This is a genomic window from Rhodococcus sp. BP-332 (genome assembly GCF_019836065.1).
Taxonomy (GTDB): Bacteria; Actinomycetota; Actinomycetes; order Mycobacteriales; family Mycobacteriaceae; genus Rhodococcoides.
The window spans coordinates 942,416-964,446 of the sequence record NZ_JABUEC010000001.1 but is presented as its reverse complement, the minus strand read 5'-3'; the positions used below and the strand labels follow the sequence as shown (position 1 = coordinate 964,446).

21 protein-coding genes are annotated in these 22,031 nt (G+C 69.4%); 17 read left to right on the top strand and 4 right to left on the bottom strand.

The window, feature by feature from the left end; genetic code table 11:
- Nucleotide 1 precedes the first annotated feature (1 nt).
- Genes HQ314_RS04480 through HQ314_RS04470 form a run of 3 tightly spaced genes read left to right on the top strand, consistent with a single transcriptional unit; the run spans nucleotide 2 to nucleotide 3,440 of the window.
- Complete coding sequence (locus HQ314_RS04480) at nucleotides 2-1,228, top strand: PLP-dependent aminotransferase family protein (protein WP_027505687.1); 1,227 nt, start codon at nucleotides 2-4, stop codon at nucleotides 1,226-1,228.
- Nucleotides 1,225-2,457 (top strand): M20 family metallopeptidase, encoded by a 1,233-nt coding sequence (locus tag HQ314_RS04475; protein ID WP_222649342.1) that lies wholly within the window; start codon nucleotides 1,225-1,227, stop codon nucleotides 2,455-2,457. Before HQ314_RS04480 ends, HQ314_RS04475 begins: the two co-directional genes overlap by 4 nt.
- On the top strand, nucleotides 2,454-3,440 hold the full coding sequence (locus HQ314_RS04470) for a D-2-hydroxyacid dehydrogenase (protein ID WP_222649341.1): 987 nt from the start codon (nucleotides 2,454-2,456) through the stop codon (nucleotides 3,438-3,440). Before HQ314_RS04475 ends, HQ314_RS04470 begins: the two co-directional genes overlap by 4 nt.
- Here the strand turns inward: HQ314_RS04470 and HQ314_RS04465 are convergent.
- A complete protein-coding gene (locus tag HQ314_RS04465) occupies nucleotides 3,375-4,721 on the bottom strand; it encodes a DUF3533 domain-containing protein (RefSeq protein WP_222649340.1) in 1,347 nt (448 codons plus the stop codon). The genes HQ314_RS04470 and HQ314_RS04465 overlap by 66 nt on opposite strands.
- 75 nt (nucleotides 4,722-4,796) lie before the next feature.
- Between HQ314_RS04465 and HQ314_RS04460 the strand changes: the two genes are divergently transcribed.
- Nucleotides 4,797-5,447, top strand: coding sequence for a TetR/AcrR family transcriptional regulator (locus HQ314_RS04460; RefSeq protein WP_222649339.1), 651 nt, complete (start codon nucleotides 4,797-4,799; stop codon nucleotides 5,445-5,447).
- 34 nt (nucleotides 5,448-5,481) lie between these two features.
- On the opposite strand, the gene HQ314_RS04455 is transcribed toward HQ314_RS04460, so the two are convergent.
- Nucleotides 5,482-6,585 (bottom strand): NADH:flavin oxidoreductase/NADH oxidase, encoded by a 1,104-nt coding sequence (locus HQ314_RS04455; RefSeq protein ID WP_222649338.1) that lies wholly within the window; start codon nucleotides 6,583-6,585, stop codon nucleotides 5,482-5,484.
- 156 nt (nucleotides 6,586-6,741) lie between these two features.
- Here HQ314_RS04455 and HQ314_RS04450 point away from each other — a divergent pair, with 156 nt between their 5' ends.
- The 10 genes from HQ314_RS04450 to holA all read left to right on the top strand — a co-directional run bounded on the left by HQ314_RS04450 (nucleotide 6,742) and on the right by holA (nucleotide 16,325).
- Nucleotides 6,742-8,019, top strand: coding sequence for a glutamate-5-semialdehyde dehydrogenase (locus HQ314_RS04450; protein ID WP_222649337.1), 1,278 nt, complete (start codon nucleotides 6,742-6,744; stop codon nucleotides 8,017-8,019).
- A gap of 55 nt (nucleotides 8,020-8,074) precedes the next feature.
- Nucleotides 8,075-8,956 carry a MoxR family ATPase gene (locus HQ314_RS04445; protein WP_027505693.1) on the top strand — a complete coding sequence of 294 codons (882 nt, stop codon included), beginning with the start codon at nucleotides 8,075-8,077 and terminating at the stop codon, nucleotides 8,954-8,956.
- A 3-nt stretch (nucleotides 8,957-8,959) separates the two neighbouring features.
- Complete coding sequence (locus HQ314_RS04440) at nucleotides 8,960-10,402, top strand: VWA domain-containing protein (protein ID WP_222649336.1); 1,443 nt, start codon at nucleotides 8,960-8,962, stop codon at nucleotides 10,400-10,402.
- A 58-nt stretch (nucleotides 10,403-10,460) separates the two neighbouring features.
- Nucleotides 10,461-11,207 carry a nicotinate-nucleotide adenylyltransferase gene (gene nadD / locus HQ314_RS04435; protein ID WP_268788579.1) on the top strand — a complete coding sequence of 249 codons (747 nt, stop codon included), beginning with the start codon at nucleotides 10,461-10,463 and terminating at the stop codon, nucleotides 11,205-11,207.
- Nucleotides 11,204-11,659 (top strand): ribosome silencing factor, encoded by a 456-nt coding sequence (gene rsfS, locus HQ314_RS04430; protein WP_051613344.1) that lies wholly within the window; start codon nucleotides 11,204-11,206, stop codon nucleotides 11,657-11,659. The genes nadD and rsfS overlap by 4 nt, the downstream gene beginning before the upstream one ends.
- A complete protein-coding gene (locus HQ314_RS04425; RefSeq protein WP_056445828.1) occupies nucleotides 11,656-12,297 on the top strand; it encodes a histidine phosphatase family protein in 642 nt (213 codons plus the stop codon). The genes rsfS and HQ314_RS04425 overlap by 4 nt, the downstream gene beginning before the upstream one ends.
- Nucleotides 12,297-13,019 carry a diglucosylglycerate octanoyltransferase gene (gene octT, locus HQ314_RS04420; protein WP_222649335.1) on the top strand — a complete coding sequence of 241 codons (723 nt, stop codon included), beginning with the start codon at nucleotides 12,297-12,299 and terminating at the stop codon, nucleotides 13,017-13,019. The genes HQ314_RS04425 and octT overlap by 1 nt, the downstream gene beginning before the upstream one ends.
- Nucleotides 13,020-13,096: 77 nt before the next feature.
- A complete protein-coding gene (locus tag HQ314_RS04415; protein WP_222649334.1) occupies nucleotides 13,097-13,816 on the top strand; it encodes a ComEA family DNA-binding protein in 720 nt (239 codons plus the stop codon).
- On the top strand, nucleotides 13,813-15,339 hold the full coding sequence (locus HQ314_RS21640) for a ComEC/Rec2 family competence protein (protein ID WP_222649333.1): 1,527 nt from the start codon (nucleotides 13,813-13,815) through the stop codon (nucleotides 15,337-15,339). The genes HQ314_RS04415 and HQ314_RS21640 overlap by 4 nt, the downstream gene beginning before the upstream one ends.
- Nucleotides 15,336-16,325 carry a DNA polymerase III subunit delta gene (holA, locus tag HQ314_RS04405; RefSeq protein ID WP_027505699.1) on the top strand — a complete coding sequence of 330 codons (990 nt, stop codon included), beginning with the start codon at nucleotides 15,336-15,338 and terminating at the stop codon, nucleotides 16,323-16,325. The genes HQ314_RS21640 and holA overlap by 4 nt, the downstream gene beginning before the upstream one ends.
- Before the next feature lie 137 nt (nucleotides 16,326-16,462).
- Here the strand turns inward: holA and rpsT are convergent, their stop codons facing one another.
- The gene (gene rpsT / locus HQ314_RS04400) at nucleotides 16,463-16,723 is read right to left on the bottom strand and encodes a 30S ribosomal protein S20 (RefSeq protein ID WP_027505700.1); all 261 of its coding nucleotides are present in this window, start codon (nucleotides 16,721-16,723) and stop codon (nucleotides 16,463-16,465) included.
- 266 nt (nucleotides 16,724-16,989) lie between these two features.
- Between rpsT and HQ314_RS04395 the strand changes: the two genes are divergently transcribed.
- From HQ314_RS04395 to HQ314_RS04385, 3 genes are read left to right on the top strand one after another with little or no spacing between them, the layout of a single operon-like run.
- Nucleotides 16,990-18,654: a circularly permuted type 2 ATP-grasp protein gene (locus HQ314_RS04395; RefSeq protein WP_197027785.1), complete on the top strand. Its 1,665-nt coding sequence runs from the start codon at nucleotides 16,990-16,992 to the stop codon at nucleotides 18,652-18,654.
- A complete protein-coding gene (locus tag HQ314_RS04390; RefSeq protein ID WP_027505702.1) occupies nucleotides 18,654-19,625 on the top strand; it encodes an alpha-E domain-containing protein in 972 nt (323 codons plus the stop codon). The genes HQ314_RS04395 and HQ314_RS04390 overlap by 1 nt, the downstream gene beginning before the upstream one ends.
- An 8-nt stretch (nucleotides 19,626-19,633) precedes the next feature.
- Nucleotides 19,634-20,464, top strand: a complete 831-nt coding sequence (locus HQ314_RS04385; RefSeq protein ID WP_222630380.1) for a transglutaminase family protein — start codon at nucleotides 19,634-19,636, stop codon at nucleotides 20,462-20,464.
- Here the strand turns inward: HQ314_RS04385 and HQ314_RS21635 are convergent.
- Complete coding sequence (locus HQ314_RS21635; RefSeq protein ID WP_222649331.1) at nucleotides 20,448-21,881, bottom strand: ATP-binding protein; 1,434 nt, start codon at nucleotides 21,879-21,881, stop codon at nucleotides 20,448-20,450. The two genes, HQ314_RS04385 and HQ314_RS21635, sit on opposite strands and share 17 nt — an antisense overlap.
- Between the last annotated feature and the right edge of the window lie 150 nt (nucleotides 21,882-22,031).

Sequence of the window (22,031 nt, the reverse complement as noted above, 5' to 3'; positions counted from 1 at the left end):
CATGCACGCACAGACGTACGAGACGACCACGCTTCCGTGGGCGCTGCGCACCGATCACCTCGTCGGGTCGATGATCGACTCGTCGACCTCGCTGCTCGCCGCGCAGAAGCACGACATCGTGCGCTTCGCCATGGGATCGCCCGCCGCCGAGGCGGTTCCGCACGCGGCGATGGCGGAGATCGCGGGCCGAGTCCTGACCGCAGATGCCTTCGACTACGGTGCGACGGAGGGTGATCCGGCTCTGATCGAGCAGCTGGTGGCCTTCTGCGACGCCTTCGGTGAACCGACGTCTCCCGATCGGTTGGTCATCACGTCGGGTGGCATGCAGGGGCTCGATCTCGCGTGCACGCTGTTCGTCGACCCCGGCGATCTGGTGATCGTCGAGAGCCCGACGTACACGAACGGCACCGCGACCGTGCTCAGCTACGGTGGCGACATCCTCGAGGCGCCGATGGATTCCGACGGGCTGATCGTCGAGGCGCTTCCCGAGTCGGTCGCCCGCGCGGGCCGACTGCCCACGATGATCTACACCATCCCGACATTCCAGAATCCGTCCGGGACGACCATGTCGCTGCCGCGCCGACTGGCGCTCCTGGAACTCGCCCGCGAGTGGGGCGCCGTGGTGCTCGACGACGACCCCTACGGCCACCTCCGCTTCCAGGGAGATCCGGTTCCGAGCCTGCGAGCGCTCGCTCCCGACGACCCGCTCGTGTTCTCCGTGCGCACGTTCTCGAAGCTCATCGCCCCGGGTCTGCGCGTCGGGTGGGTGGACGCGGACCCCGCCGCTCGCCGGTTGATCATCAACGCGAAGCAGGCGATGGACACGTGCACCAACGTGCCGAACCAGCGGATCGTGGCCGAGTTCCTGCGACAGGGACTGCTCACCGAGCACCTGGCGTCCCTCGCGGACATCTACCTGCCCCGCAAGATCGCGATGCAGACGAGCCTGGAGCGGCACCTCGGTGGGAGGGTGCGCACCACCGATCCCGAGGGCGGCTTCTTCCTGTGGGTCACGCTGGTGGGTGACGATGCCGCAGTGGACACGCGGCGGCTGTTCGAGATCGCACTCGCGCACGGTGTCGCCTTCATCCCGGGTCCGGCGCTGTCCGCGAACGGCCTCTTCGGCGATGCGATGCGACTGTGCTTCGCGTCCTCGACCCCCGAGCGCATCGACGTCGGGGTGCAGCGGTTGGCGGGTGCGCTGGACGCGGCCCGAGCCGAACTGTGACGGCGGCCGACCTCCAGCAGGATCGCGCGTCGACCGACGTCGCGACGGTCGAGCGGATCACGAGAGCGCTGATCGACGCCGGTCCCGACGAGTCCGCCGTGGTGGCCGAGATCTGCCGCATCGCAGAGAGTCTCGGTCTGCAGACCGTCGTCACCGACGCGTCGCCGGGGCGGCCGAACGTCGAGGTGGTCCTTTTCGGCGAGCCCGGCCCGGGCCTGCTGTTCCTCGGACACTCGGACGTGGTGCCCGCCGGGGAGGGCTGGACCGGGGACCCGTTCCGCTCCCGGGTGCACGACGGACGGATCGTGGGACGCGGCGCCTGCGACATGAAAGGTGGTCTCGCCGCGATACTCGCCGCGATGGGGTCACTGGCCCGGCGCGGTGTGGTCCCGGCGCGCACCGTGACACTCGCCTGCGTGGTGGACGAGGAGGACACGGGCCTGGGCATCCGGGCATGGGTGTCCGACCGTACCGACCAGACCGGCCGGCCTCCGGCCTTCACGGTCGATGGCGGCCGGCCTCCGGCCTTCAGGGTCGATGACGGCCGGCCTCCGGCCTTCACGGGATGCGTCGTGGCGGAACCCACGGCCGGCACCGTGATCGTCGGGTGCCGCGGAGCGGCGAACATCGTGCTCACCGTCACCGGTCGGAGCGCGCATGCCGGCCGGCCCGAGAACGGTCGCAGTGCCGTGGTCGCGGCGGCCCGCCTCGTGGGCGAGATCGACGGGCTGCACGCGGAACTGGCCACCGTGCCGCACCCGGTGCTCGGCGCCGCGTCGTGGAACGTCGGCCGGATCGACGGTGGGACCGGACCGTCGATCGTCGCGGGCCGCTGCCGGCTGGAGATCGATCGTCGCCTGCTGCCGGACGACGACGTGGACGCCGTCGTCGCGGACCTGCTCCGCCGGGCCCGCCTCGTCACGGATCTGGACGTCGACGCGTACGTCGAGATGGAGATGCCGGGATTCCTCACCGACGAGTCGAGCCCGCTCGTCGAGTCGGCGCTGGCGGCGCTGCGCTCCACGGGTGCGCCGGACCCGTCGACCGCGGTGTGGACGGCGTCCTGCGACGGGGGGTTCGTCGCCCGTGACCTCGGAGTGCCCACCATCGTGCTGGGTCCCGGTGATCTCGAGGCGCAGGCCCATCAGCCCGACGAGTCCGTGGACCTGCTCGAGGTCGCTCGCCTCTCCCGGGCCTACGCTCGACTGATGACGGAGCAGCGACCGTGAGCCCCTCCCGCACGAACGGCGGAGCGAGGCCGATCATCACCGTCCTGCACGACGGACTCCTTCCCGACCGGGTGGAGGAACTCGACACCTCGTACGAGGTGCGGCATGCCACCGCCGACACGTTCGGCGATGCGGTCGACGGCGCGCAGGCGGTCCTGCTGTGGGACTTCTTCTCGTCGGCGCTCCGGGACCAGTGGTCGCGCTGCTCCGCACTCGAATGGGTGCACGTCGCCGCAGCAGGGGTGGACAAGCTGTTGTTCGACGACCTCGCGGCGTCCGACGTCGTGGTGACCAACGCGCGCGGGGTGTTCGACGTGCCGATCGCCGAGTTCGTGCTCGCGTCCGTGCTCGCTCTGGCGAAGGACGTGCGCGGCACCGTCGAACTCGGCCGACAGGCGCAATGGTTGCGCCGGGAGACCGAGAACATCGCGGGGCGTCGAGCTCTGGTGATCGGAACGGGCAGTATCGGCCGGGCCACGGCGCGCATGTTGCGTGCCGTCGGTATGGACGTCGCCGGGGTCGGACGGACGGCTCGCACGGGTGATGCGGATTTCGGAACCGTCCACGCCAGTACGGATCTCGCGTCGGTGGTACCCGGCGCCGACTACCTCGTTCTCATCGCACCGCTGACACCGTCGACACGGGGCATGGTCGGCCGCGACGTTCTCGCGGCGGCCGATCCCGGGGTGCGCGTGATCAACGTGGGTCGTGGCGAACTGCTCGACACCGACGCGCTGGTCGACGCTCTGCGCAGCGGCCACGTCGGGGGAGCTGCCCTCGACGTGTTCGACACCGAGCCGCTGCCACCCGAGCACGTGCTGTGGACCCTCGACCACGTGCTGCTGACCGCACACATGAGCGGTGACACCGTGGGGTGGCGCGACCGGCTCTACTCCGGTTTCGCCGAGAATGCCGAACTATTCGCGGCCGGCCGACCGCTGCGCAACGTCGTCGACAAGTCCCTCGGGTTCGTCGCCGGGTGACCCGGTGACCGCGGGCGTCCGGTCGTATCCCTTGCGGTCGTAGATCGCGATCACCAGAGCGCCGAGGACCAGGCCGATGACGAGCCCGAGCAGCGTCATGCCGAGTCCGTGGGCGAGACCCGAGTTCCAGCGTGAGTCGAAGTAGAGGATCGAGCGCACGGCGAGATACACCTGATGCATCGGTTCGAATTGCGCGAGCCACCCGAAGAGCGCAGGTGACGCCTGGATCGGGATGGTGGCGCCGGCGGACGGCAGGCCCAGGATCACGAAGACGACGAGGTTGAGGATCAGCCCCGGAGTGCCGAAGATCGACAGCACCGACACCGCGGTGATCCCGACGGCCGAGATCGCCAGCACTCCGAAGAGCCACAGGCCCAGCGCATTCGGGATCGGCATGCCCAGTGCGGTGGCGATCGCGACGTAGAGACCGGACACCACGAACCCGATCACCACCATCGTGAGCCATTTCGCGGCGAGCACGCGCAGGCGACTGTCGGTGGATCGGCGACGCTGCAGGAAGGTGGGGCCGAACTCGAGCGGCACGAAGCCGAGTGCGCCGTCGACGAGAGCGCTGGCGATCATCGCGCCGGTGAAGCCGGCGAGCACGAGCAGCAGGGCGTAGTAGAAGGCGGACAGCCCGAGCCCCGTGCCGTCCGGAAGTGGGTCGTAGGGAGTGACGACGATGTCGACCGGCGCAGCCAGTGTGAGGGCCGCGGCCCCGGAGAGGGTGGCGCCCGCGGGCAGTGCCTCGGTCACTTGCGTCGTGAGTCGTTCTCCCAGAGTGCCGTTCGCGGAGTCGAGCGCCGTGTCGCCGATGGTGGTCATGAGGGAGGACCCGAGTGTGCCGGCACGCGGATTGGTCATGATCGTCACGATGGGTCGCTCGATGTCGCCCGCCACGACGGAGCCCTGCGTCAGGATCGACACTCGTTTGGTGAAGTCGCTCGGCACGACGATCGCGCCGTAGACGTCGCCGTTCGCGAGGAGGTTCTGCGCCTCCGCGATACCGACCTGCTTCAGATCGATCTTCTCCGCGTCGATGCCGTCCGCGATGCCCTGGCCGATCTGCTGCCCCAGGTTCGCCTGCTCACCGTTCGGCAGCACGTCGCCCTCGTCGCTGACCACCAGTGCCACCGGGAAGTGGCGGAGGTTCTCCTTGGGGTCGAGGATGCCGCCGAGGTACAGCGCCGCGAGCAGCGACATGACGACGGAGACCGCGACGACCGGCAGCACCCAGGTGGTGGGGCGCCGGAATGCGGGCGCAGCGGCTTCGGGGGACATGGCGGGCCTTCCGTCGGCACGTTCTCGGGTGACCGATACACATCTGTATCGTCTCGTTCGATACGATAGTGGATCATGGCGGCGACTTCAGGCAACGTGACCGCGAGAACACGCAGGACCGCCACTCGCAGCAGAGCACAGACTCGCGAGCGAGTGCTGGACGGCGCCCTCGAGGTGTTCGTCGAACGGGGCTTCGGGCGATCGACCCCGGAACAGATCTGCGAGCGAGCGGGATTCACTCGCGGAGCGTTCTACTCGAACTTCTCGTCGATGGACGAGGTCTTCCTCGAACTGTGGACGCGACAGGCGTCGGGACTGATCACGCGGGTACGCGGAGTGGTCGACGCCCTGGAGTACGACGCGTCCGACGGGCGGTCCTTCGAGGAGATCGTCGTGGCAGCGCTGAGCGGACTGGTCGGCGACGTGTCGTGGCACGTACTCATGGCGGAGTTCGGCGCCCACGCGGCGCGGAACCCGGGGCTGGCGGCCGTGGTGACCGGGCACCGGGCCGCGCTCCGTGACGCCCTGCGTCCCATGATCGTTCACGGTCTCGCGATCCACGGGCGCGAGGTGGCGGTGGACGACGACACCCTCGGTCGGGGTGTCGTCGCCGCCTACGAAGGAGCGATGGCCCAGGCGATGATCGAGCCGGCCAACCCGGTACCCGCGCGACTCGCCCTCGAGCTCGTGGCCGCGGTCATATGGTCGTTCTCGCGCGAGCGCTGACTCCGCACATGGTCGTTCTCGCGCGAGCGCCGACTCAGAACGCCCGCTCGTACTGCGGAGGTGTGGCCGGGATGATGTCCGCGCCGAGCTCGCGTGCCGCACGACGGGCCCAGTAGGGGTCGCGCAGCAGTTCGCGCGCCAGGAACACGGCCACGGCCTCGCCGGACCCGATGATGTCCTCGGCCTGCTTGGGCTCGGTGATCAGTCCGACAGCGGCCGCGGGGATGCGCGTCTCGCTCTGGATGCGCCGGGCGAACGGCACCTGGTAGCCGGGTTCGACGGGGATGGACGCCTTTGCGACGTTGCCACCCGTGGAGACGTCGACGAGATCGACACCATGATCCTCGAGCTGCTGGGTGAGCAGGACGGTCTGGTCGGGCGTCCAGGCCTCGGAGTCGACGCCGCGCTCCTCGCCGGTCCAGTCGGTCGCGGACACGCGCACGAAGACGGGCTTGTCGGCCGGCCACACCTCGCGGATCGCGTCGACCACGCGCAGGGTCAGGCGGATGCGACCCTCGAAGCTGCCGCCGTACTCGTCGGTCCGGTGGTTGCTGGCCGGGGACAGGAACTGGTGCAGCAGGTAACCGTGCGCCGCGTGCACCTCGGCCACGTCGAAGCCGGCGGCCAGCGCGCGTACCGCGGCGGAGCGGAAGTCGTCGACGACCTTGTCGATGTCCGCGGTCGTCATCTCGCGCGGAGCCGGGTAGTGGCCGAACTCGACAGCGCTGGGTCCGACCGTCTCCCACGCGAGGGAGTCGTCCGCCGCCAGCGGCTTTCCGCCACGCCACGGTGCGTCGGTGGACGCCTTGCGACCGGCGTGGGCCAACTGGATCGCGGGCACACTGCCGTGCTGCCGGATCTCGGTGACCACCTCGGCCAACGCGTTCGCCTGATGGTCGTTCCAGATGCCGAGGTCCCACGGCGTGATGCGGCCCTCCGGGCTCACCGACGCCGCCTCGGTCATCACCAGGCCGACGCCGCCGACGGCACGCGAGACGAGGTGAGTCCGGTGCCACGGTGTGACCGCGCCCGTCGAGGGTCCCTCCGCGTCCGCCGAGTACTGGCACATCGGCGACATCCACACCCGGTTGGGAAAGGTGACCTCACGCAGGGTCAAGGGCTCGAATAGCAGGCTCACAGTCATCTCCTCGTCTCGTCCGACACGCGCGCCGTCCACGACGACAGCGCTCAGGATGAACGAACAATCGGGCCGGGCGATCATTCCCGTCGGCCGGATCGTCCCGGGTGCGCTCGGGCGTACGGGCTGGTGGGAGCGTGACCTACCCTGGACGGCGTGACTGCCACCACCAGCGCCGAGGTGTCCACCCCCGATGCTCTCGAAGCGGACGTGCACGCCGCTGCTGCCCGCGCTCGGGTCGCCGCGCGCGCGCTCGCTCTGCTGACGACCGCGCGCAAGGACGACGCTCTGCACGCCGCGGCGGACGCCGTCCTGGCCTCCGCCGACGCGATCCTCGCCGCCAACAGCGAGGACCTCGCACTCGCCGAGGCGTCCGGCACCCCGCCCTCGCAGCTCGACCGACTGCGGTTGACCCCTGACCGCATCGACGGCATCGCCGCCGGACTGCGCCAGGTGGCGTCTCTGCCGGATCCCGTGGGGGAGCTCCTCGAGGGTCGGACCCTGCCCAACGGACTCGAGATCCGGCAGCTCGCGGTGCCGCTCGGCGTCGTCGGCATGATCTACGAAGCCCGGCCCAACGTCACGGTCGACGCGTTCGGGCTCACTCTGAAGTCGGGCAACGCCGTCCTCCTGCGGGGGTCGTCCTCCGCCGCGCGATCGAACGCCGCGTTGGTGGGCGTTCTGCGGGCGGCCCTGTCGGCGCTGGACCTTCCCTCCGACGCCGTCCAACTCCTGTCCAGCGAGGATCGCGCGACGGTCACGCACCTCATCCGGGCTCGCGGACTCGTCGACGTCGTCATCCCGCGCGGTGGGGCCGGCCTCATCTCGGCGGTGGTGCGCGACGCGACGGTGCCCACCATCGAGACCGGTGTCGGCAACTGCCACGTCTACGTGCACGCGTCCGCGGACCTCGACATGGCCGAGCGCATCCTGCTCAACGCGAAGACACGTCGAGTGAGCGTGTGCAACGCCGCGGAGACGGTGCTGATCGACGCCGCCGTGGCCGACGTGGCGGTGCCGCGTCTGGTGCAGGCGTTGTCGGACAACGGCGTACGTGTCCACGGCGATCTTCCCGGTCTCGTTCCGGCCACCGAGAACGACTGGGCCGACGAGTACCTGTCCGACGACATCGCCCTCGCCGTCGTCGACGACCTGGATGCCGCCGTCGCGCACATCGACAGGTACGGCACGGGACACACCGAGGCGATCGTGGCATCGGATCTCGCTGCCACGCGTGCGTTCTCGGCTCGGGTGGACGCAGCGGCCGTCATGGTCAACGCCTCCACCGCGTTCACCGACGGTGAGCAGTTCGGCTTCGGAGCCGAGATCGGCATCTCCACCCAGAAGCTCCACGCCCGCGGCCCCATGGGGCTGCGGGAACTCACCTCGACCAAGTGGATCGTCCAGGGCGACGGGCACATTCGGCCGGCCTGACCCGCTCCACCACACTCGAATCACCGACTGTCTCGAACCATTCGAAAGGCCCGGCGTGACGCAGACGTACTCCGACATCGTTCCGTTCTTCTCCGACGTCGACGACGTGGCGACCCGCCTCGCCGCCACGGGGTACCTCGCCGACAAGGCGACCGCCACGGCGGTGTTCCTCGCCGATCGTCTGGGCAAGCCGCTGCTCATCGAGGGCCCGGCAGGCGTCGGCAAGACGGAGCTGGCTCGCGCCGTCTCGCAGGCCGCGGGAGCCGAACTGGTCCGCCTGCAGTGCTACGAGGGCGTCGACGAGGCGCGGGCACTGTACGAGTGGAACCACGCGAAGCAGATCCTGCGCATCCAGTCGAGTTCCGGCGCGGGGTGGGACGAGACACGCCACGACGTGTTCTCCGAGGAGTTTTTGCTGTCGCGGCCCCTGCTCACGGCGATCCGTCGATCGGATCCCACCGTGCTGCTGATCGACGAGACCGACAAGGCGGACATCGAGATCGAGGGCCTGCTCCTCGAGGTGCTCAGCGACTTCGCGATCACCGTGCCGGAGCTCGGCACCATCTCGGCGACCAGGCGGCCGTTCACGGTGCTGACCTCCAACGCGACACGCGAGTTGTCGGAGGCGCTGAAGCGTCGCTGCCTGTTCCTGCATCTCGACTTCCCGGACGCCGACCTGGAGCGGCGCATCCTGGCCAGCCGGGTCCCGGAGCTGCCGGAGGCGATGGCCGAGCAGATGGTGCGCATCGTGCAGGTGTTGCGGGACATGCAGTTGCAGAAGTTGCCGTCGGTCGCCGAGACCATCGACTGGGGCCGCACCCTGCTGGCTCTGGGCATGGACGAGGTGAGCGACACGGCCGTGCGGTCGACGCTCGGCGTCATTCTCAAGCACCGCTCCGATCAGGACCGCGCCGTCGCCGAACTCCGACTCGGCTGACCCGTGACCGGGACGGTGGACATCTCCGGCATCCCCGCACACCTGGTGGGGTTCGTGGAGGCGCTGCGTCGCCGCGGTATCGACGTCGGCCCGTCGGAGACGGTCGACGCGGGCGCGGTGCTGGCCGTTCTCGACATCCTCGATCGGGAGGTGGTGCGGGAGGGTCTCGCGTGCGCGCTGGTGCGCCGACCCGGCCATCGCCCAGCGTTCGACGCGCTCTTCGATCTGTGGTTCCCGGCCGCGATCGGTGCGCGGACCGCCGACGAGGAGAACACGGTCGGCCCGCCTCTCGCCGAGGACGGCACCGTCGATCTCGACGCTCTGAAACACGTGCTGGCGGAGCTGCTCGCGGACGGTTCCGCGGAGGCCATGGCGCAGGTCGAGCGCCTGGTGGGCGACATCGTCGAGACCTACGGCAAGTACAGCTCCAGCCGCGGCGAGTCGTTCTCGGAGTACCAGACGCTGCGCACGGTGGAGCCGTCGACGCTGCTGGCGAAGATTCTCGACGGACTGATCGGCCGCTCCAGCGGTCCCGGTGCACCCACGACCGGCGAGTTCGAGTCCGAACTGGCCCGTCGGACGGCCGCGGTCCGCATCGCGGAGTTCCGGTCGATGATCGAGAAGGAGACCCGTCGCCGCACCGCCGAGGTGCTGGGCAAGGAACGGGTGGCGTCCTACGGCGTCCCGCGCCTGGCCGAGGACGTCGACTTCCTCCGCGCGTCCGAGTCGGAACTGGCGGCCCTCCGCAAGAACGTCGCTCCGTTGGCGCGGCTCCTGGCGAGCCGACTGGCGGCCCGTCGACGGCGGTCGCGAGCGGGGTCGATCGACCTGCGGCGCACCCTGCGCAAGTCCTTGTCGACGGGCGGCGTCCCCATCGACCTGGTCAACCGCAAGCCCCGCACCGCGCGGCCCGAACTGGTGATCTTCTGCGACGTCTCGGGATCGGTCGCCGGCTTCAGCCAGTTCACCCTGCTGCTCGTGCACACGTTGCGCGAACAGTTCTCCCGAGTGCGTGTCTTCGCGTTCATCGACACCGCCGACGAGGTGACCCGGTTCTTCGACGCCTCGGCCGGACGCGCGTCGCTCGCCGAGTCGATGTCGCGCATGATCGCGGAGTCGGAGCTGATCACCTACGACGGCCATTCCGACTACGGCCACTCCTTCGAGACCTTCACCGCGCATCACCTCGATGCCATCGGTCCTCGGGCGTCGCTGTTGATCCTGGGCGATGCCCGCACCAACTACCGCGATCCGCGCACCGAGTCCCTCGCCCGCATGGTCACCGTCGCCCGGCGCGCGCACTGGCTCAACCCCGAGCCGAAGGCGCAGTGGGGGACCGGTGACTCGGCCGCCGACGTCTATCGGCGGGTGATCTCGATGCACGAGTGCCGGTCGGCGGCGCAACTGGCCGAGGTCGTGTCGCGGCTCCTTCCCACGGGATCCTGACGTCTCTCGGTTCGGCCGAATCCTCTGTTCGGGGCAGGTCCACGTAGAGTCGTCACTCGTGCAGGAACCGACGACGCCGCCCGAGGGCCGACGCCCGCGACGTCTCGGCGTCATGGGTGGCACGTTCGACCCCATTCACCACGGGCACCTCGTGGCCGCCAGTGAGGTCGCCGACCGGTTCCAGCTCGACGAGGTCGTCTTCGTTCCCACCGGCCAGCCCTGGCAGAAGCAGGACCGGACGGTGAGCCCGGCGGAGGACCGCTACCTCATGACGGTCGTCGCCACCGCGTCGAACCCTCGCTTCTCCGTCAGCCGCGTCGACCTCGACCGTGCCAAGCCGACGTACACCGTCGACACGCTTCGCGATCTCGCCGACCAGCATCCCGGTGACCAGTTGTTCTTCATAACCGGGGCCGATGCTCTCAGCAGCATCATCGGCTGGCAGAACTGGCAGGAACTGTTCGAGCTGGCCCGCTTCGTCGGCGTGTCCCGCCCCGGGTACGAACTGGGTGCCGACCATCTGGCCGAGTACCTCGATCGGTTGCCGAAGGACGTCCTGACCCTCGTGGAGATCCCGGCCCTGGCCATCTCGTCCACGGAATGTCGACGGCGTGCCGCCGAGAACCGTCCCGTCTGGTACCTCGTGCCGGACGGCGTCGTCCAGTACATCTCGAAGCGGGACCTGTATCGACCCGCCGGGGAGGAGCGTCACGACGGCATCGCGACCGTCTCCGAGCCCGCACCCCAGCACACCGGCACTTCCGCCACCACCGCATCAGCCCTACCAGGAGAGAACACCACGTGAGCGCTACACCCGAGGCCATCAGGGTCGCCAGCATCGCCGCACTCGCGGCGGACGAGAAGCTCGCCGCCGACGTCATGGCCCTCGACGTCTCCGACCAGCTGGTCATCACCGACTGCTTCGTCATCGCGTCGGCACCCAACGAGCGCCAGGTCAACGCCATCGTCGAGAACATCGAGGAGAAGCTCCGCGAGGCGGGCAGTCAGCCCGTTCGTCGTGAGGGCACCCGCGAGGGCCGATGGGCACTGCTCGACTACGTCGACGTGGTCGTCCACGTGCTCCACAACGACGAGCGTCACTTCTACGCCCTCGAGCGTCTGTGGAAGGACTGCCCGGTCCTCGAGATCGAGGGTCTCGGAGCCACGGACACCTCGACGCAGTACGGCACCGACGATCACGGTGTCGACGACGCCCTCGACCACGGTGTCGATCGCGTCACCGAACCGGACGAGTGACGTCCGTTCGTCGGCTGGTGCTGCTCCGGCACGGTCAGACCGAGTACAACGCGGCCTCGCGCATGCAGGGTCATCTCGACACCGACCTGACCGAGCTGGGTCGCACACAGGCCGAGGTCGCCGCTCGAGCGTTGGCATTGCTGCAGCCGCATCGCATCGTCTCGTCCGATCTGCGACGGGCACACGACACGGCGACCGCGCTGTCGACGGCCACGGGTGTTCCCGTCGAGCTCGACGAGCGGCTCCGGGAGACGCACCTCGGTGACTGGCAGGGGCTGACGCACCTCGACGTCGACGACGTCTCACCCGGCGTCCGCGAATCGTGGCGCGCCGACGCCGAGTTCCGTCCGCCGGGCGGCGAGTCGCGCGTGGACGTCGCCGAGCGCTCGATGCCGCTGATCCAGGAGCTGCTGAAGGACCCGGAGTGGACCACGGCGCCCGTCGTCGTGGTCGCCCACGGTGGAACCATCGCCGCGCTCACGGCCGCACTGCTCGATCTGCCGGTCGACCGGTGGCCGGTGCTCGGAGGACTGGGCAACGCCAGCTGGGTGCAGGTCGCCGGACACGGAACGGACGACGTCTCCTGGCGCCTGGACGTGTGGAATGCGACGGCCGCCGTGGCGGGTGACGTTCTCTGATGTCCGAGGCGGATCGCCCGGTCCTGCTCGTCCTCGCGGACTCGCTCGCGTACTACGGTCCCGAGGGCGGACTGCCGGCCGACCATCCCCGCATCTGGCCCACCCTCGTCGCGCGCGAACTGGGCTGGGACGTCGAGCTCGTCGGCCGCATCGGCTGGACCTGTCGCGACGCCTGGTGGGCACTCACCCAGGATCCCCGTGTGTGGGCGTCGATACCGCGTGCCGGGGCGGTGGTCCTCGCGACCGGCGGGATGGACTCGTTGCCGTCACCTCTGCCGACGGCCCTGCGGGAGCAGATCCGCTACGTCCGACCGCCCATCCTGCGGCGCGGTGTGCGCGCCGCCTACGGGTGGCTGCAGCCGCGGCTCTCACACCTGGGCCGTCCGGTGGCCCTGCCGCCGCAACTGAGTGTCGACTACCTCGAGCAGATCCGCGCCGCCCTCGCGGCAGTGCGTCCGGAGATACCCGTCATCGCGACGCTCCCGTCGGTGCATCGATGCGACGCCTACGGACGAGTGCACACCGGCCGCGAACCAGCGGTGCGCGCGACCACGGCGTGGGCGGTGGGACACGATCTCCCGCTCGTCGACCTCAAGGCGGCCGTCGAGGAGAACATCGTGTCCGGGAACGCGAATCCCGATGGTATTCACTGGGGTTGGGACGCACACGTGCGCGTGGCCGAGTCCGTCGTCGCTGCCGTGCGCGCCTCCGCCCGCATCTGATCCACAGGGTCGTGGCCGTCCACAGGTGAGCCCGGCGGCGGCTCGTCTCGTCCTGGCCCGGGCCTACCGTCGCGGGCATGGCACCCGAGATCGCTGCTCACGAGCCGGCCGACCCCGACGGCGGCCGGTCCGACGCGGTGCATCGCCGCGCGGGTCTCGTCGGCTCGCGCTTCCGGATCGATCCGGGGTCCCGCGGCGTCCGTGCCCTCGCCGTGGCCGCCGTCCTTCTCGTGGGCGCCGTGGGGGCAGTGGTGATGCGAGATTCTCCGCAGGTCATCGCGGTGCCGCCGCTTCCCCCTCTGATCACCGAGTCCGAGACGCCGACGACGTCGGCACCGGAATCCGCGGGAGTCGTGGTCAGCGTGCTCGGCGCTGTGATGCGCCCGGGACTCGTCACCGTTCCCGCCGAGTCCCGCATCGCCGATGTCGTCGCGGCCGCGGGTGGGCGCCGGGACGACGCGGACCTCTTCGGGCTCAATTGGGCGGCGAAGGTGTCGGACGGTGACCAGGTGGTGGTGGGGTCGACGACGGGGTCGGTACCGCTCGCTCCGGCGCCCGTGTCCGTGGCCGGTGAGGGGTCGTCCGATGCCGGCGGGAAGGCCCCGGGTCTGGTGTCGCTGAACGAGGCGACGGAGGCGGAGCTCGATGCCCTGCCCGGTGTCGGTCCGGTGACCGCGGGCGCGATCGTGCAGTGGCGCACCGAGAACGGCGGCTTCACGTCCGTCGATCAACTGTCCGAGGTGAGCGGCGTCGGCCCCGCTCGGCTCGAGAAGCTGACGCCCCTGGTCACGGTGTGACCGACGTACCGGCCGTGGATCTGCGGCTCGTCCCGAGTGCGGTGGGGGCGTGGGCTGCGACCGTGGTGGCCGTCGGCGCGGGGTGGCGGCCCGCGGCAGTGCTGGCCGCGGTGTGCGTTCTCGTGGCGGTCGTCGGCTGGTGGTGCCGGCGTCGGCACGGCTGGGGATCGGTGGTGATGCTCGTCGTCGTGGCGGCCTGCTGCGTCACCGCGGCGTTCGCGGCGATGTCGTCCCTGCGGATGCACGAGGTGACGACGGGCCCGGTCCGCGAGGGCGCGCTGCGCGGTGCGTACGCGACGGTCGAGGGCGTCGTCACGGACGATCCACGTCCGATCACGGGCTCGTTCGCGGATCAGGTGCTCGTGCCGATACGAGCGAGCCGAGTGACGCTGCGCGGCACCGTCGTCGATGGGTCGGCCCGGATCACCGTGTTCGCGCCCCCGGATCCGTGGCGGGCACTGGAACCGGGTGTGTCGGTGACGTTCCGGGCGCGGCTCGCGGCTCCCGATCGTGTGGGCGCGGTGGATGCCGTCGCACGTGCCACCGGGCCACCCGAGGTGGGGAGCGCGCCGGCCCTGCTCCGGTGGTCGGGCGTGGTGCGACGTGCTCTCGCGGAGGCCGCTGCCATCGCTCTGCCACGTGAGGAGGCGGGGCTGCTCCCCGGGATGGTGGTGGGTGACAGGTCGGGACTCGACGTCTCCGTCCAGGACTCGTTCACGGCGGCCGGAATGTCCCACTTGACGGCTGTCTCGGGCGCCAATTTTTCTTTCGTCATCGGGTGTGTCGTCCTCGGCTCTCGGCTGCTCTCGGCCGGGCCTCGAACCACCGCGGCGCTCGCGGGAATCGTCCTCGTCGCGTTCGTCGTGGTGGCGAGACCGTCACCCAGCGTCCTGCGTGCGGCGGTCATGGGTGTGCTGGGTCTGCTGGCAGTGATGACCGGCCGCCGTCGCCATGTGATGCCGGCCCTGTGCACCGCGGTGCTGGTGCTGCTGGCCGTCGATCCGGGACTGGCGGTGTCGTGGGGGTTCGCGCTGTCGGTGACCGCGACGGTCGCTCTCGTGCTGCTCGCCCCGGTGCTGACGGCGATGGTGAGCCGCGCCGACGCACCGCCCGGTCGCCGACGTCCGGTGTTGGACGCCGTGGCCGTGGCGCTGGCGGCGCACCTGGTGACCGCACCGCTGGTCGCCGCCATGGCCGGAACGTTCTCCGTCTACTCGGTGGCGGCGAACGTTCTCGCCGCACCCGTCGTCGGGCCGGTCACCGTGATCGGCGCGCTGGCGGCCGTGGTGGCCGTCGTGAGCGTGGAGGCCGGGGCCGTCGTCGCCGGGGTGGCGTGGGTGCCGCTGCGGTGGTTGCTGGCCGTGGCCGCGTACACGGCGGACGCTCCCGGTGCGACGGTGCTCACTCCGACCGGGCCTCGGGGCGCCGCCGTCGTCGGGGGATGTGTCCTCGTCGCGGCGGGCGCGGCGGTGCTGGTCCGGCGTCGGTGGCTGTCGGCCCACCGTGGCACCATCGACCGGTGAGTTCGACAGCGAGCAGCACCCGTCCCGAGCCCCTGCACCTCGTCCTGGGCGACGAGGAGCTCCTCGTCGAGCGTGCGGTGTCGTCCATCGTGGCCGCGATGCGCGCGGCAACGGTGGGGGCCGGGGCAGAGGTGCCGGTCGACCGTCTGCGGGCGGGGGACACGACGGTCGCCGAGCTCGCGGAACTGCTCAGCCCCTCCCTCTTCGCCGAGGATCGCGTGGTCGTCTTCGAGGCGGCCGCGGAGGCCGGTAAGGACGCGATGACGCTGGTTCTCGACGCCGCGGCGACGCCGGTGGACGGTGTGGTCCTGGTCGTTCTGCACTCCGGTGGAGGCCGGGCCAAGGCCATGGTGGGGGCGCTGCAGAAGTCCGGTGCCGTGGTCCACGAGTGCGCGAAGCTGTCCAAGGCGTCGGAGCGCGTCGACTTCGTGCGGGCCGAGTTCCGCTCCCACTCGGAGACACGCGTCGCTCCCGATGCCATCGCCGCGCTCGTCGACGCGGTGGGGTCCGATCTCCGCGAACTGGCCGCCGCGTGCTCGCAACTGGTGTCGGACACGGCGGGGAAGGTCGATGTCGCGGCGGTCCGCCGCTATTACTCGGGCCGTGCGGAGGTCACGGGCTTCGACATCGCCGACAAGGCCGTGTCGGGTGACCGTGCCGGCGCCCTCGAGGCACTGCGGTGGGCGATGTTGGGCGGCACACCGCACGTGCTGCTCGCGGACGCACTGGCCGAGGCCGTCCACACGGTGGCGCGGGTCGGTTCGGCGGGCCGCGGCGATCCGTTCCGGATGGCGTCCGAACTGGGGATGCCGCCGTGGAAGATCAAGAAGGCGCAGGCGCAGGCCCGCATGTGGGATCCGCAGCGCATCGCCGAGGCACTGCAGGTGGTGGCCGCGCTCAACGCGGACGTCAAGGGCCAGGCCGCCGATGCGGACTACGCGGTGGAACGCGCCGTGAACGTGGTGGCGGGGCTGAGTTCGCGCTGACAGCGCCGCCCGGGCACACGACTACGCCCCGGGCATCGTGCTCGCCCGGGGCGTAGTGCTGACAAGCTACTGCACAGGAACTCTCGAGAAGAACTGCACAGGGACTCTCGAGAGGAGCCGCGAGGGCTCGGGAGAGATCAGAGCTTGTTGAAGGCCAGCGACAGTGCCGACTTCTTGTTGGCAGCCTGGTTCTTGTGGATGACGCCCTTGCTGGCTGCCTTGTCGAGCTTGCGGCTCGCAGTCAGCAGGATCTCCTCGGCCTTGGCCTTGTCGCCGGCTTCGGTCGCCTCACGGAAGGAGCGAATCACGGTGCGGAGCGACGACTTCACCGACTGGTTGCGCAGGCGCTGACGCTCGTTGGTAGCGATTCGCTTCACCTGGGACTTGATGTTGGCCACGCGTAGTTATCCTTCGTCTCTTCTCGGTCCGGGACGGCTGACTCCGGGGAACACTCTCGAGCCGTACGTGCAGTGCTTGTGAAAGCTGGTGACGGTGGGTGCGCACGAGCGTGCCCACGTCCGACGTACGAGACTACCAGCGTCGGTCCGGTAACCCAATTCGGTGATCTCGCTGCAGGGAGTCGGTGTGCACGTGACTCGTGAGGTTGCATGGAATTAACGTGTCCACCGTGCTCCAGGGGTACCTGTGAGGCAGCATGGCGACCATGAGTCCCCGATCAAGCGCTGCACCACAGGCGAAGAAGAGCCGTTCGCAGTCGCAGTCCTCGTCCGGGCCGAGCGTCTTCGACGGTTACCGGGACATCGGGAAGTACGGACTGGCGTTCGACGAGATGTTCGACGGCGACGGCGGGCTGCGTGGACCGTACAAGGGAATCCACAAGGCGCTCGCGCCGTCGGACGCCGCGGAACTGGACGCCCGCTCGGACGCCCTCGGCCGCGCCTTCGTCGATCAGGGCATCACGTTCGCTCTCGAGGGGCAGGAGCGTCCGTTCCCTCTCGACCAGGTGCCGCGGGTCATCGCGGCGTCCGAGTGGAACAAGCTCGAGCGCGGGATCAAGCAGCGGGTCAAGGCACTCGAGTTCTTCCTGGCGGACATCTACGGGGAGCAGGAGATCCTGCGTGACGGCGTGGTCCCGAAATCTCTGGTGACGTCGTGCGAACACTTCCACCGCGAGGCGTTCGGCATCGTGCCGCCCAATGGTGTGCGCATCCACGTCGCCGGTATCGACCTGATCCGGGACGCCGAGGGCACGTTCCGTGTCCTCGAGGACAACCTGCGCTCGCCGTCGGGGGTCTCGTACGTGATGGAGAACCGCCGCACCATGGCGCGCGTGTTCCCCGACCTGTTCGCCAGCCACCGGGTGCGTGCGGTCGGTGACTACGCCACGCACCTGCTGCGCGCCCTGCGTGCCGCTGCCGCGATCAACGAGGCGGACCCCACCGTCGTCGTTCTCACACCCGGCGTCGCGAACTCTGCGTACTTCGAGCACTCCCTCCTCGCCCGGCTGATGGGCGTCGAGCTGGTCGAGGGCCGCGACCTCTTCTGCCGCGACAACGTCGTCTACATGCGCACCACCGAGGGCGAGCGCCAGGTCGACGTGATCTACCGCCGCATCGACGACGACTACCTCGACCCCATGCAGTTCCGACCCGACTCCGTTCTCGGTGTGGCCGGACTGGTCAACGCCGCACGTGCCGGCAACGTCGTCATCTCCAGCGCCATCGGCAACGGTGTCGGCGACGACAAGCTCACCTACACGTACGTGCCGACCATCATCGAGTACTACCTCGGCGAGAAGCCGCTCCTGGCCAATGTCGACACGTACCGGTGCTGGCTGCCGGACGAGTGCGAGGAGGTGCTCGACCGTGTCGACGAACTGGTGATCAAGCCCGTCGAGGGCTCCGGCGGATACGGCATCGTGTTCGGTCCGGACGCGTCGCCCAAGGAACTGGCCACGATCAGCAAGAAGATCCGGGCCGATCCGCGCGGATGGATCGCGCAGCCGGTGGTGCAGCTGTCGACGGTGCCCACCAAGATCGGTGACCAGCTCGCACCGCGGCACGTCGACCTGCGGCCGTTCGCCGTGAACGACGGTGACGACGTGTGGGTGCTGCCCGGCGGACTGACCCGAGTGGCGTTGCCCGAAGGGTCCCTGGTGGTCAACTCGAGCCAGGGCGGCGGCAGCAAGGACACGTGGGTGCTGGCCGGCCGCGCCACCAAGGAGGACGAGCGTGAGCTCGGCGGGGCGGAGATCGTATCCGAACCCCCGTCGTCACCCACCGCGGAGCAGGGCCCCGAGCTCAACAGCCAGCAGATCCAACAGCAGCAGCAACAGCTGACCCACTCCCCGAAGGACGGTGCCCGCTGATGTTGGCTCGTAACGCCGAATCGCTGTACTGGATCGGCCGCTACGTCGAACGCGCCGACGACACCGCGCGCATCCTCGACGTCACGGTGCACCAGCTGCTCGAGGACGCGACCGTCGATCCCGACCACACCTCCCGAGTCTTGCTGCGAGTGTTGGGATTCGAGCTTCCCGACGAGCGCCTGGACGTGTGGTCGCTGACGGAACTCGTCGCGTTCTCCCGCGAGGGCAACGGCTCCATCGTCGACTCGTTGTCGAGCGCCCGCGAGAACGCTCGCGGCGCACGCGAGGTCACCTCGAGCGAGATGTGGGAATGTCTCAACACGACGTACAACGCACTGGGTGAACGCATTCGAGCGTCGAAGCGTCTGGGCCCCCACGAGTTCCTGGGGTTCATCGAGGAGCGCGCAGCGATGTTCGCCGGCCTCGCCGACTCGACGCTCAGCCGCGACGACGGCTACCGGTTCCTGTTGCTCGGTCGCTCCGTGGAACGCATCGACATGACCGTCCGCCTGCTGCTCGCCCGTGCCGGCGACCGACCGTCGTCGCCGGCGTGGGTCACGGTGCTGCGGTCGGCCGGTGCACACGACACGTATCTGCGTACCTACCGTGGCGCTCTCGACGCTCAACGCGTCCTGGAGTTCATGCTCCTCGACCGGCTGTTCCCGCGCTCGGTGTTCTACGCACTGAGCGAGGCCGAACACTCGCTCGACAGCCTCGACCATCACCCCGACATGCGCGTCGGATCCCGTGCCGAGGCGCAGCGACTTCTCGGCCGCGCTCGCAGTGAACTCGAGTTCCTGCAGCCGGGTGTTCTGCTGGAGGACCTGCAGGACCGTCTGATGTCGTTGCAGGAGACCTGCCGCGAGGTGGGTGAGGCGATCTCCAAGCAGTACTTCCACGCAGCGCCCTGGGTCGCCTGGACGGACGCCGGAAGCCGAACGGACGAAGCACAATTGGAGGGTGAACTGTGAGCTGGCGGATGCGCGTCGTGCACACCACGGGGTACAACTACGACGCACCGGTCACGTCCTCGTACAACGAGGCGCGACTGACGCCGCGGAGCGACACCCGGCAGAACGTCATTCTGAACCGCGTCGAGACCGATCCGGCGACGAGGTCGTACCGGTACACCGACTACTGGGGCACCGCGGTCACGGCGTTCGATCTGCACGCTCCACACACGTCCCTCGAGGTGGCCGGGTCCTCCGTCGTCGAGACGGACGCGTTCGTCCCGCCGGAGGAGACCCTCGACTGGGAGGACCTGGCCGCAGACCCCGTGGTGGACAGGTTCAACGAGCTGCTCGGCCACAGCACCTACGTCCCTCGGAACCGTCAGCTGACGTCCGTCGCGAAGAAGTTGGCGAAGGATCTGGGGCCGTACGACGCCGTGGTGGCCGTCTGCGACTGGGTGAACCAGGAGATGTCCTACGTTCCCGGCACCACCGGGGTGCACACGTCCGCGGTGGAGGCGTGGGCCGAGAAGAAGGGCGTCTGCCAGGACTACGCACACCTCACGCTGGTGTTGCTCCGCAGTATCGGCATTCCTGCCCGCTACGTCTCGGGCTACCTGCACCCGAATGCCGAAGCGGTGGTGGGTGACTCGGTCGAGGGTCAGTCACACGCATGGATCGAGGCGTGGACCGGATCGTGGTGGGGCTACGACCCGACCAACGGTGTGCCGGTGAACGAACAGCACGTCTCGGTGGGTATCGGACGCGACTACGCCGACGTGCCACCCCTCAAGGGAATCTTCTCCGGTGGCGGGTCCACGGAACTGGACGTCGTCGTGGAGATCACCCGGCTGGCCTGACGCCGGATCCGCCCAACAGCGAGCGCGTCAGTCTCTGACGCTCGTCCACGCAGGCGGTGAGCACCGCGGCGACGTCGTCGTCGGTGATCACCGTCGGGTGCCCGTCGGCGCCATGGTCGTCGCGTTCGATCGCGGCCACCACGGTGCGGCGCACGAGTTCTCGGACGTACGAGGCGGTTCCACCCTCGGTCGCCTCCACCAGCGGTGTGAGATCGGCTGCCACGTTCACGGCCGACAGGTAGAGCCGTGCCAACCGTTCGCGACCGCGGGTGTCGGGCAACGGGATCTCGACCGCGAGGTCGATACGGCCGGGCCGGTCCCGGACCGCTCGCTCGATGGAGTCCGGTCTGTTGGTGGTCAGGACGAACGTGACGTCCGCGTCGCCGTCCATGCCGTCCATCGCGTCGAGCAAGGCGAACAGGAGCGAGTTCACACCCGTTTCCTCGCGCTCCCGGGCGATGAGATCGACGTCCTCGACCACCACGACCGACGGGCTCAGGCGGCGTGCAAGGGTGGTGGCCTCGGCGATGTGCCGCATCGCGGACCCGGTAAGTACGATCACCGTGCTCATCGGCACCAGTCCCAGCAGGTGACGGACGGTGTGGGTCTTGCCGGTTCCGGGCGGTCCGTACAGCAGTAGTCCGCGGCCCACATGCTGGCCGGCCTCGCGGAGCCGCGCCGCGGAGGACCCGACGGTGACGAGATGGCGAGTCATCGCCTCGAGGGTGCCGTCGGGAAGGATCAAGTCCTCGCCCGCGACGGTGGGCCTCGCCATGAACCTCACGAGGCCGTTGCCGCGTCCACCGCTCCCTCCCAGGGTCAGGACCTGCCCGCGCATGACGTCGTGGTCGGTCATGAGCGAGAGGAGGGCGTCCAGCGTGCTCGCACCGGCGTCTCGATCGCCGGACAGCACCTCGATCTGGAGTGGGGCCTGGTGGGCCGGGTCGGGAATGTGGAGCGCGACCGCCACGGGAATACCGCCGGGAGAGTGGGTGTCGAGCAACCCGAACACCGGGACGGACATCGTCGACGCGGGACCGACGTCCACCGACCGGTACTCGACCGGTGCGCCGCGACAACTGCCACCGCGACGGCAGGAACTCAGCATGGCGACGAGATCGTCGTGGTACCGCTCGTGGCCACGAACCGACGACCACCGTTGTGCCGCAGATGAAGTCGACTCCTCCGGGCGGTCATCGGCATAGGCCTCGACGGCGAGGACGAGGGTCGCGGCCTGATAGGCGGGGAGTGAGCGGCGATGCGAGATCACCGCATCCGGAGGCGCCGCCAGGTGCGAGAAGATGTGCAGCGCAGGCTCTTCGAGCGGACCGGTGTCGAGTGTCCGGGCGCGATGGGAGAGATGGGACAGGGCTCCGCTGACGATGTCGAGGGAGTCCGGGGAATGCGTGAGGGTCACAGTGAACGCACTACCAGTGCGGATGGTTCGAAGGAATGTGACGCAGGATGTGGCGCCCGTGAGAATGGGGAAGAATGGGGCGGAAATAACATCCGCACAGAGACGGTAGCACCGCGGCATGGATGTGCGCCAGAGTCGGCCGGAGCTGAC